The 10973-nt window shown below is 30.5% G+C and carries 11 protein-coding genes; 8 read left to right on the plus strand and 3 right to left on the minus strand.

Features of this window, described 5'->3' with window-relative positions; translation table 11 throughout:
- The 5 genes from hisF to ACKVOD_RS07380 all read left to right on the plus strand — a co-directional run.
- On the plus strand, positions 1–444 hold a 444-nt coding region (hisF, locus tag ACKVOD_RS07360), incomplete at its 5' end, for an imidazole glycerol phosphate synthase subunit HisF (protein ID WP_409208824.1).
- Positions 445–507: 63 nt separating this feature from the next.
- Positions 508–1119, plus strand: a complete 612-nt coding sequence (gene hisIE / locus ACKVOD_RS07365; protein WP_409208825.1) for a bifunctional phosphoribosyl-AMP cyclohydrolase/phosphoribosyl-ATP diphosphatase HisIE — start codon at positions 508–510, stop codon at positions 1117–1119.
- A gap of 246 nt (positions 1120–1365) precedes the next feature.
- A complete protein-coding gene (locus ACKVOD_RS07370; RefSeq protein ID WP_409208826.1) occupies positions 1366–2535 on the plus strand; it encodes an alpha/beta hydrolase in 1170 nt (389 codons plus the stop codon).
- Between the two features lie 3 nt (positions 2536–2538).
- The gene (locus ACKVOD_RS07375; protein ID WP_409208827.1) at positions 2539–3972 is read left to right on the plus strand and encodes a leucyl aminopeptidase family protein; all 1434 of its coding nucleotides are present in this window, start codon (positions 2539–2541) and stop codon (positions 3970–3972) included.
- Between the two features lie 48 nt (positions 3973–4020).
- Positions 4021–5667, plus strand: a complete 1647-nt coding sequence (locus ACKVOD_RS07380) for a M1 family metallopeptidase (RefSeq protein ID WP_409208828.1) — start codon at positions 4021–4023, stop codon at positions 5665–5667.
- Between the two features lie 17 nt (positions 5668–5684).
- Here the strand turns inward: ACKVOD_RS07380 and ACKVOD_RS07385 are convergent, their stop codons facing one another.
- From ACKVOD_RS07385 to ACKVOD_RS07395, 3 genes are read right to left on the minus strand one after another with little or no spacing between them, the layout of a single operon-like run.
- Positions 5685–6080 carry a glyoxalase gene (locus tag ACKVOD_RS07385; RefSeq protein ID WP_409208829.1) on the minus strand — a complete coding sequence of 132 codons (396 nt, stop codon included), beginning with the start codon at positions 6078–6080 and terminating at the stop codon, positions 5685–5687.
- 41 nt (positions 6081–6121) lie between these two features.
- On the minus strand, positions 6122–7375 hold the full coding sequence (locus tag ACKVOD_RS07390) for a mechanosensitive ion channel family protein (RefSeq protein ID WP_409208830.1): 1254 nt from the start codon (positions 7373–7375) through the stop codon (positions 6122–6124).
- Positions 7368–7652 carry a DUF3817 domain-containing protein gene (locus ACKVOD_RS07395; RefSeq protein WP_409208831.1) on the minus strand — a complete coding sequence of 95 codons (285 nt, stop codon included), beginning with the start codon at positions 7650–7652 and terminating at the stop codon, positions 7368–7370. Before ACKVOD_RS07395 ends, ACKVOD_RS07390 begins: the two co-directional genes overlap by 8 nt.
- 103 nt (positions 7653–7755) lie before the next feature.
- Here ACKVOD_RS07395 and ACKVOD_RS07400 point away from each other — a divergent pair, with 103 nt between their 5' ends.
- The 3 genes from ACKVOD_RS07400 to ACKVOD_RS07410 all read left to right on the plus strand — a co-directional run.
- Complete coding sequence (locus tag ACKVOD_RS07400) at positions 7756–8283, plus strand: DUF6155 family protein (protein ID WP_409208832.1); 528 nt, start codon at positions 7756–7758, stop codon at positions 8281–8283.
- Positions 8284–8390: 107 nt separating this feature from the next.
- On the plus strand, positions 8391–9929 hold the full coding sequence (locus tag ACKVOD_RS07405) for a DEAD/DEAH box helicase (protein WP_409208833.1): 1539 nt from the start codon (positions 8391–8393) through the stop codon (positions 9927–9929).
- Positions 9930–10128: 199 nt separating this feature from the next.
- Positions 10129–10973, plus strand: an 845-nt coding sequence (locus ACKVOD_RS07410) for a DEAD/DEAH box helicase (RefSeq protein WP_409208834.1), incomplete at its 3' end; no start/stop codon positions are given.

Here is a 10973-nt window from a genome sequence, read left to right on the forward strand (position 1 = left end):
TCGGCAGTAAAAAATCCACAGTTGATTAATGATTTGGCACAAAAATTTGGAAGCCAATGTGTTGTTGTCGCCATTGATGCCAAGCAAATTGATGGGCAATGGATCGTGCATTTAGTAGGTGGAAAGGTTCCAACAGAAATTAGATTATTTGATTGGGCAAAAGAAGTGGAACAACGCGGAGCTGGAGAAATTCTTTTTACTTCGATGGATCATGATGGAACGAAAAACGGATTTGCAAATGAAGCTTTGGCAACACTTTCGAAATTAGTTAATATTCCAATAATTGCTTCTGGTGGAGCAGGAAATATACAACATTTTGTGGATACCTTTGTAGAGGGTAAAGCCGATGCAGCATTAGCCGCCAGCGTATTTCATTTTAAAGAAATTGAAATAAAGACGTTAAAAAAAGAACTAAAAAACAATAATATTGAGGTTAGAATATAGAAATTAGGAAGTGCTACGCTTCTAACTTCTAACTTTTAACTTCTAACTTCTAACCTTAATAAAATGAACATAAATTTTTCAAAAAGCGCACACGGATTAATTCCAGCAATTATTCAAGATAGCGAAACTAAAGCTGTTTTAATGCTTGGATATATGAATGCGGAATCCTACCAAAAAACATTGGATACTAAAAAGGTAACTTTTTTTAGCCGATCTAAACAAAGACTTTGGACAAAAGGGGAGGAAAGTGGAAACTTTTTAAATTTGGTAGACATTAAAAATGACTGCGATAATGATACGCTTTTGATACAAGTAAGACCAGAAGGACCAACCTGTCATACTGGTTCAGATACATGCTGGCAAGAAGCTAATAATCAGAAGTATGGATTTATTTCAGATTTAGAAAATACGATAAAAACAAGAAGAGAAAATGCATCCCGAAGCGTCGGGACTGAAAAGAGTTATGTTGCCTCTTTATTTAAGTTAGGAATGAATAAAATTGCTCAAAAAGTAGGTGAAGAAGCAATCGAAGTTGTAATTGAAGCCAAAGATGATAATGATGATTTGTTTTTGAGTGAAAGTGCCGACTTGCTTTTTCATTATTTAATTTTATTGCAAGCCAAAGGATTCGAATTAAATGATGTAGTTGACGTTTTGAAAAGTCGCCAAAAATAAAAATATAATGTTTAGCTTTCAAATGAATAGTTGAAAATTAATTCGAAAAGTAGTTAAGTGTTATGGAATATAAAGTTTATTGAAATTCATTTTAATAAACTTTATTATTTCATGAAAAACTCTAAAAAAAGCGTTGTCTAACATTTGAAAGGTTTTAAGTTATAAAATGAAAATTACCAACTATTTTGACCACATTAGCCTTTTGTTTCATTTTTTAAACTATTATATTTACCAATTATATAAAATTTGAATACAATTTCAATACAATTATTGCCCATTATGAACTTAGAGGATACCACCATTTTAAAAAAAGTAAATAATTTAAGAGTATACACAGGACTTGAGATCGTTTTAAAGACAGGAGAAGATGATTCTCGTCCAATATACATTTCTGGAAATTTCAATAAATGGAGAACTCAGGACAAGGAGTATATGTTGGAAAAAATAGAAGAAAATTATTATCATTATAAATTTAAAAGTGATTTTGTTTATCCAGATGAGTTAATTTTTAAGTTCACCAAAGGAGATTGGAGTGAAGTTGAAATTGATACAGATGGCAATCCTACTCTAAATCGTTCTATTACAAATTTTTCAGGTATTCAAAATGAATATGTTCCTAAATGGAGGAAAAATTGGCTTCCTTTTAAGCAATCTTATTTACCTCAAGTTTTACTTATTTCTGATGAGTTCGAAATTCCACAACTTAATAAAACCAGAAAAATTTGGGCTTTATTACCTCATGACTATGATAAATCTATAGAACGATATCCAGTATTGTACTTACAAGATGCTCAGAATTTATTTAACGAGGATTCCCCTTATGGAAATTGGGAGATTGATAAAAAATTGGCTGTTATGGCTGAGTATAAAATTGGAAAAATCATAATTATTGCAATTGAACATGGCGATGAAGATAGAGAAAAGGAATACAATGTGGGTAAAACCGTTTTAGGGAAAGGGCAAGGTAAAAATTACATTAAATTTATTTCTGAAACACTTAAACCTTTTGTTGATAATCAGTTTAGAACAAAACCTGAGCGAGAATTTACTGGAATAGGAGGTAGCTCGTTAGGGGGATTAATCAGTATTTTTTGTGGATTAATGTATCCGAAAATGTATGGCAAATTGATGGCATTTTCACCATCACTTTGGGTAGCTCCTAAGATTACAATAGATGGAGATAATGTAGATAATGAAGAAACAAAAATATATTTATACGCAGGAGGTGACGAAAGTGAAAATTTAATTGAGCAAGTTAATAGTTTTAAAAACAATTTAATTGCTAGCGAATTTGTAAAAGATAAAATGAAAATTAATTTAAGTATTAACATGGAAGGGAAACACAATGAAACCTATTGGAGTGATGAATTTCCAAAAGCAATTGAATGGCTGTATTTTAATTCAAAAGCAAATTAGATAATGAAAACAAATACGATACAAAAACTAGAAGATTTTGCTGGAACAATTTTAATTCCAGTTTTTGAAACTTATGCAAAAAGCTTGGTTCCAATTGAATTTCATGGAGTTTCTGTGCATTCAAAAGTATTTTACGGAAAAAAAGATACTCATTATTTATTTGAAAAATATGATAGCACCCATATATTCATTGGTTTAGGAAAAGATCCAGATTATAAATCTTTGAAAACAATTTTCAGAAGAATATCATCTAACAATAAAGAATTGTTTAACACTAATGTTGCTTTGGTTATTCCAGAAAATTATACAAATGAACAATTTGAAGCTTCACTCTCAGGATTAGTATTAGGAACTTATGATTTTGGTCATTTTAAGAGCGAAAAACAACAGCATCCTTTTCTTGATTCTAATTTTGAATTGCAATTATTTTCTAAAAAAAATCATGATAAAACTATTGCTAAGGCATTAAAAATAGTAAATGCACAACTCGAAATTTTACGATTAGTTGATTTTCCTCCTAATATAGTTACTCCAAAATATTTAGCGAATTGGGCTTCAGAATCTGGGAAAAAATATGGATTTAGTGTTGAAGTTTTAGGTCATCAAGCATCAGAAAAAGCAGGTTTAAATTCTTTTTTAGCAGTCGGAAAAGGAAGCCAAAACGAACCACAATTTGTAATTATGAATTACATTCCTGAAGGCAGTAATGACAAAACAAAACATGTGGGTTTGGTTGGGAAGGGAATTACTTTTGACACCGGAGGTCTTAATATAAAAACTGCGGCTATGGTACAGATGAAATGTGACATGGCTGGTGGCGCTGCAGTTTTTGGAGCCATGCAATTGATTGCCGATTTGAAATTACCAATAAAAGTTTCTGCTATTGTACCGTGTGCAGAAAATTCGGTTGATGCTAAATCTTTTTTACCTAGTGATGTCATTCAAAGTTATAGCGGACATTCTATCGAAATTATTGATACCGATGCTGAGGGAAGATTAGTTTTAGCTGATGGTTTGTCTTATTTAATTAAAAACTTCAATCCAGAATATATTATAGACATCGCTACTTTAACAGGAAGTTGTGTTGGTACTTTTGGTTATGAGTGCGCAGGATTGTTTACAAACAATAATGAGCTTTCAAAACAAATTCAAGAATCTGGAGATGCTGTCGGAGAACGACTTTGGCAATTGCCTTTGTGGGATTGTTATAAACAAGATATTGAAAGTGATATTGCCGATGTAAAAAACTATAGCGGAAAACCGGTTGCTGGAGCTATAAGTGCTGCTAAATTTTTAGAATTTTTTACCGAAAATCATAAAGCTTGGGCACATATTGATATTGCTGGGGTCGCTTTTGGAGATGGCGAATTTGCAAAAAGCAAATATGCTACAGCATATGGTGTACATTTATTGACAAAATTTATTGAAAATTTATAAGTACTTTTTAATCGAATTGATTTTTAAAGTAAGAAACTCATAGTAATCATGGAAAAAATATTTTCTATTTGTTTTTTGTTATTACTTAATGGAGTAACTGCTCAAATTCTTGATGGTCAAAAAACTTTCTTTACTAAACAAGATACTTTAAGAGGCAGTATAACTAAGGGACGATCCTGGTGGGATTTAAAACAGTATCATCTTGATATTAAGGTCAATCCAGCCGAAAAATCAATTACAGGTTCAAATACTATTCGATATACTGTTTTGCAACCCTACAGTAGAATGCAAATTGATTTGCAAAATCCAATGGAGATTTCAAAAGTCATTCAAGATGGTAATGAAATACATTTTCAAAGAGACGGAAATGTGTATTACCTAGATTTATTTTCACCACAAATAGTAGGAGAATCAAAAGAAATAACCATATTCTATGGGGGCAAACCTAAAATTGCAATAAATCCACCTTGGGATGGAGGAATTACTTGGACCAAAGATTCAAATGGCAAACATTTTATAGCTTCTACTTGTCAAGGTCTTGGAGCTAGCGTTTGGTGGCCGAACAAAGATCATATGTATGACGAAGTAGAAAGCATGCTTATTAATGTAAATGTTCCTAATGATTTAACCGATGTTTCCAACGGGAGATTACAAAGTATTGTTGATATGAAAGACGGTACAAGAACATTTAATTGGTTCGTTTCTAACCCAATTAATAATTATGGGGTGAATATTAATGTTGGGGACTATGTTTCATTTTCAGAAGAATTCAAAGGTGAGAAAGGGAAATTAGATTGTAATTATTATGTGTTGAGAGACAATTTAGAAAAAGCAAAAAAACAGTTTAAAGAGGTATCAAGAATGCTCAAAGCTTTTGAATATTGGTTTGGTCCTTATCCGTTTTACGAAGATAGTTACAAACTTGTTGAAGCTCCTTATATAGGAATGGAACACCAAAGTAGTATTACTTATGGAAATAAATATGGTAATGGTTATCTAGGCAGTGATCTAAGTGGAACAGGTTGGGGATTAAAATTTGATTTTATTATCGTTCATGAATCAGGTCATGAATGGTTTGCCAATAGCATTACCAACAAGGACATCGCCGACATGTGGATTCACGAGAGTTTCACTTGCTATTCCGAAAATTTGTTTGTAGAATATTATTATGGCAAAGCTGCCGGAGGTACTTATATGAGGGGTTTAAGGAAAAATATCCGCAATGACAAACCTATTATTGCTTTCTATAATGTAAACAAGGAGGGATCTAGCGATATGTATTTCAAAGGGGCTAATATGATACATACATTGCGCCAAATTGTAAATAATGACAAGAAATGGAGAACGATTTTACGAGGTTTGAATAGTGCTTTTTATCACCAAAACGTCACCAGCAAACAAATAGAGGATTATTTGAGTCAATCTATTGGGCTTGATTTATCGGCTTTTTTTAATCAATATTTGAGAGAAATAAAAATCCCAGTATTAGAATATACTTTTAAGGAAAATGTTATTCTTTATCGTTGGTCAAATTGTGTTCAAGGGTTTTCTATTCCTGTAAAAGTAACATTGAACGGTAAAGAAAAATGGTTACAACCAAAAACAGAATGGACTGTTATGCCATTTAAATCAAAGGGTTTACTGTTAGAAGTTAATCCTGATTTTTATGTGAATGTGTTGAAAACTGATAGGTAAAATTATACATAGAATTTTTAAATTACCTCCAACAATTGTATTTGACTTTTTAATCTTTCAATCAACATACCCATCATCCTTTTGTTAAGGTTAGAGGAGTTTTTTATATAAATTGAAAATTCTTCGAGGGTAAATAAACCAATAATCATTCCTTTCAAAGCATTTCCAAATTTGATGTCTTTTTGGATTGAGTTTTCAATCATAGCGATTTTTTTCTCAATCGAATAAGTATTAAAATCAATTTTATTTTTGGACATATTGTTCAAAAAAGAAGCTATAAACAAATCATTTTGTAATTTCAAAATAGGGCGGAGGACTTCGTTTTGAAATAATTCATCCGAAGTAGATTGACTTGAAATGATACCAATACTTTCTCCTCTAAATTCTTTAATAAAAAGATCTCTTTGACTCATGTTTGGTTGAATTAAATTAAAAAGACAAATGTTTTACTAGATTAAATATGTTTTTTCTCTGATGGTAATTCGAAAATTTCTAAGCCAAAATAAGGTACTGATGCAATGATATGATCGAATATATCAGAAATGATATATTCGTAGTTTTCCCAATTTTTATCTTTAGAAAAAGTGTAAATTTCGAGTGGAATTCCATGGGATGTAGATTGTAATTGTCTGCAAAGGAGATACATATCCTTGTTTAATCCTGAATGATTTTCAAGATATTTAGTAATGTATTTTCGGAATAATCCTAAATTGGTTAAATTTCTACCATTCAAAGAAAGCTCCTTATCGATATTATTTTGCAAATTATATTTATCAATTTCAAACTTTTTTTTCTCAATATATTCCTGAATCAGTTGTATTTTTTTTAAGTCATTGATTTCTTCATTACCAACAAATCGAACACTACTTGATTTAATCAAAATATGACGCTTTATTCGTCTACCATCAGATTTTTGCATACCTCTCCAATTCTTGAATGATTCAGAAATTAAGCTATAAGTCGGAATTGTTGTTGTTGTAAAATCAAAATTTTGAACTTTTACGGTAGCAAGGTTGATTTCAATTACATCTCCATCAGCACCAAACTTTTCCATAGTAATCCAATCACCAATTCGAACCATATCGTTTACCGAAACCTGAATACTAGCTACAAGTCCCAAAATAGTATCTCTAAATATTAATAAAATAATGGCAGAAATTGCTCCTAAAGTAGTAAGCAATTTAGCAATTTTAATTTCGAAAACTTCCGAAAAAATTGCCGTAACTCCCATTATCCATAAGATAATCATAATTACTTGAATATAACTATCAATCGGTTTATCACTAAATTTTGGAATACTCTTTAAATGATCTTTGAGGGCATTAAAAACAGTTCTTATTATCCAAAGAACTAATAAAATAATATAGATACCCACCATTTTCCCAAAAATACCTTCCCAATAATCATAGGATTTTAAAATGATTGGTACCGATTTGTAAATAAATAAAAGTGGTATTAAGTAGGCAATATATTTTACCGTTTTATTTGAAATTAGTAAATCATCAAATTTTGTTTTTGTTTTTTTGGCAATATTTTCCATGATTTTTACCAATAAAAACCTGAAAAATCTATATATAAAAAGTGATAAAATACTTAAAATAAGTATGTTAACAAAAAGACTTGTATAGGAGGCAAAACTAACTCCCAGTCCCCAATTTTTAAATAAAGGATAAAACCAACTGAAAATTTTTTCTAGAATTTTATACATTTTTCAAATATTTTCTTTCTACAAAAAAAGTGGCAAATGGAAGGAGGGAAGCAATCCAAACAAAAAGGAGTGTTTTGAAATTCCAATTTAATGATTTTTTGATTAAAATAGCCAAAATTACATAACCTATAAAAAGTACACCATGTGACATCCCGATAGGAAATAATAATGTTTTATATAAAACTAAATTGGAAGGTTTTATATAAAGCATATTAGTAAATAAAACCAAATAAGAGATGCCTTCAAGAATAGCAACGTATTTAAATAATTTAACCATCGATTTGTCTATAAATTAATATAATAACAAAATTAACTAATATCTATTGATTTTAGAGAATACAATCCAAAAGTAATTTACTTTTGTCTTAATTAAATTTGAAATGAGTAAACGCGATTTAAAAAAATATCTTACAGACCTTGATAATAATCAGCTTGAAGAGCAAATCATAGAATTATATGATAAATTTCCTGCAGTAAAAACGTATTATGATTTTGTTTTTAATCCAAGAGAAAACTCTTTATTAAAAGAATCTAAAATTAAAATTTCAAATGAATATTTCCCAGTTCAAACTACTGCCAAAAAGAAGAGACCAAAATTGCGAAGGTCTGTAGCTCAAAAATATATTAAACATTTTATTGTTTTAGGAGTAGACCCATTTTTGATTGGAGATATTATGCTCTATGCTATTGAAATTGCTCAAACGTATTCGTCTGATCATATTATCAAACAAGAATTATTTTTCAAAAGTATGCTCAATTCCTTTGAACAAGCTGTTAGTTTTATGATTGCTAACGGAATATTAGATGAATTTAAAACTAGATTATTGAATATTTCTACAGAAGCGATACGTCAAAACTGGTATACTAAAGAAAACTTTTTAGCTATTATAGAACGATTTGATTATTAAATGGTGCTTAAAAATTGTTTTTTTTTAAGTACAAAATTTAATTATTCTATTATATTAGTGGAATAACTCTTTTTTAGGTGTATTTTTGCAAAAACCTATCAATAGCAATGTCTCAACAAACTCTAGAAACAGAAATAGAAGATAAAAAAGAATTGTATTCATACCAAAAAGGAGATATTGAAACAATCTTTGAACGTTTAGATAACGCCCCAATTAATCATCATTTACTATATCAATTGCCAACAGGGGGAGGGAAAACTGTAGTTTTTTCTGAAATTGTTAGGCAATATTTATCTAAACATGATAAAAAAGTAGTGGTTTTAACGCATCGCATTGAGTTGTGCAAGCAGACTTCAAAAATGCTCAAAGGTTTTGATGTTAAAAACAAAATAATCAATAGTAAAGTCAAAGATTTACCAGATCAAAACGATTATTCTTGTTTTGTGGCTATGGTAGAAACTTTGAAAAATCGTATTAATGACGAAAAACTCCATCTTGACAATATTGGATTAGTAATTATTGATGAAGCACATTATAACTCTTTTCGAAAATTATTAAGTTCTTTTAAAAATGCTTTTATACTTGGCGTTACTGCAACTCCGTTGAGTTCTAACATTAAATTGCCAATGCATGAAAACTATGATGAGTTAATCGTTGGCGATAATATTAGTTCTTTAATTGAAAAAGGTTTTTTAGCCAAAGCGATTACCTATAGTTATGATGTAGGTTTAACATCATTAAAAGTTGGAATTAATGGTGATTATACAGTAAAATCATCCGACGATTTATATACTAATATGGCAATGCAAGAAAAATTATTGCATGCTTATACCGAAAAATCTTTGGGTAAAAAGACTTTGATTTTTAATAACGGAATCAATACTTCTTTATATGTATATGAAACCTTTAGAGAAGCAGGATTCATCATTCGACACTTAGACAATACAAGTAGCATCGAAGAAAGAAAAGAAATTTTGCAATGGTTTAAGAAAACACCAGATGCGATTTTAACCTCTGTTGGTATCCTTACGACAGGTTTTGATGAGCCTACTGTAGAAACCATTATATTAAACAGAGCCACAAAATCATTGACTTTATACTTTCAAATGATAGGTCGTGGATCTAGAAAATTACCCAACAAAGATTATTTTAATGTTATCGATTTGGGGAATAATGCTGCTCGATTTGGATTGTGGAGTGAGCCTGTAAACTGGCAACATATCTTTAAATCTCCTGAATTTTATTTAGAAAATTTAAGAGATGATTCAGAAATTGAATTGTATTTCAAATACACCATGCCTCCTGAGTTAAGAGCTAAATTTGCTAATACAGCAATAGTCACTTTTGATGTTGACGAAGAACACAAACAAATTATTGCCCAAAACTTACGTTCAAAAGTTGTTTTAGACAAATCCTTAGAACAACACGCTGCCATGTGTGTTGACAATTCAGAAGATTTGCGAGAAGCAAAAGAATTGTATAAAGAATTAGATCCTGATATTGAATGTCGTATAAAACGATATGCAAAATGCCTAAGCCAATGTAGTAAAAACTACAGAGAATGGCTTGTGGATGACTATAAACAAAAATTATTACTATTGATAGGGAAGAAGAATCGTGAAAAAATCATGAACGAAGCGGATTAAAGTGCAGATTTCAGATTTCAAATAGAATTATAAGTAAAATGAAATGAATTCAAGATGAAAATACAACTTCATTTGATTGTTTTCAATTTTCCTAATTTGAATACTTTATAACGTTATAGCCTTATTCAAAGAATTTTAGTTTACAAATCTCTCTCCAATCATCTGCAAGTTAATTTACAAAAGTTTAAATAAAGAATCCATGTCAAATCAATTTTCAAAATTAGGAATACAGGAATCCATTATCAAAGCATTAGGTGATTTAAAAATTGTAGAACCTACTGAGATACAGCAAAAAGTAATTCCATTACTATTAGCAAATACAACAGATGTTGTTGGATTGGCAAAAACGGGAACTGGAAAAACAGCTGCTTTTGGATTACCATTATTACAATTGATAGATACTACAATTCCTGTCGTTCAAGCCGTTATTTTGGTTCCAACTCGTGAATTGGGACACCAAATCTTCAGTAATTTAGAGGCTTTCGCCAAATACCTTCCAGAAGTTTCCATTGCGGCGACTTGCGGAGGAATTCCCATAAAACCTCAAATCGAACGCTTAAGTTTACCAACCCATATTGTAGTGGCAACGCCAGGTCGTTTAATTGATTTAATACAGCGTAAAGCCATAAACTTAAAAGAAACCCGTTTTCTGGTGCTCGACGAAGCAGATGAAATGGTTACTATTTTAAAAGAAAGCCTAGACGAAATCATTGCCGAAATCCCTAAAAATCATAAAACTTTTTTGTTTTCGGCAACAATGCCCGGAACTATAAAACAATTGATTCAGAATTACTTGAACAAAAATGTAGTTCAGATTAGTGCTAATATGGAAACCATCGGAAATCAAGGAATTGACCATCAATATATTGTGGTGAATCCCATTGAAAAACTGAATGTTTTAATGCATTTTCTAACATCAAAAGAAGGAGAACGGGGAATTATTTTTTGCAAAACGAAGGCAGCAGTTAATAAACTTGCCAAGAATTTAGCCATTAATAGGTTTTCTTCTGGAGCCTTGCACGGAAGTTTATCACAAGGAATTCG

This window comes from Flavobacterium sp., assembly GCF_046155325.1.
Classification (GTDB): Bacteria; Bacteroidota; Bacteroidia; order Flavobacteriales; family Flavobacteriaceae; genus Flavobacterium.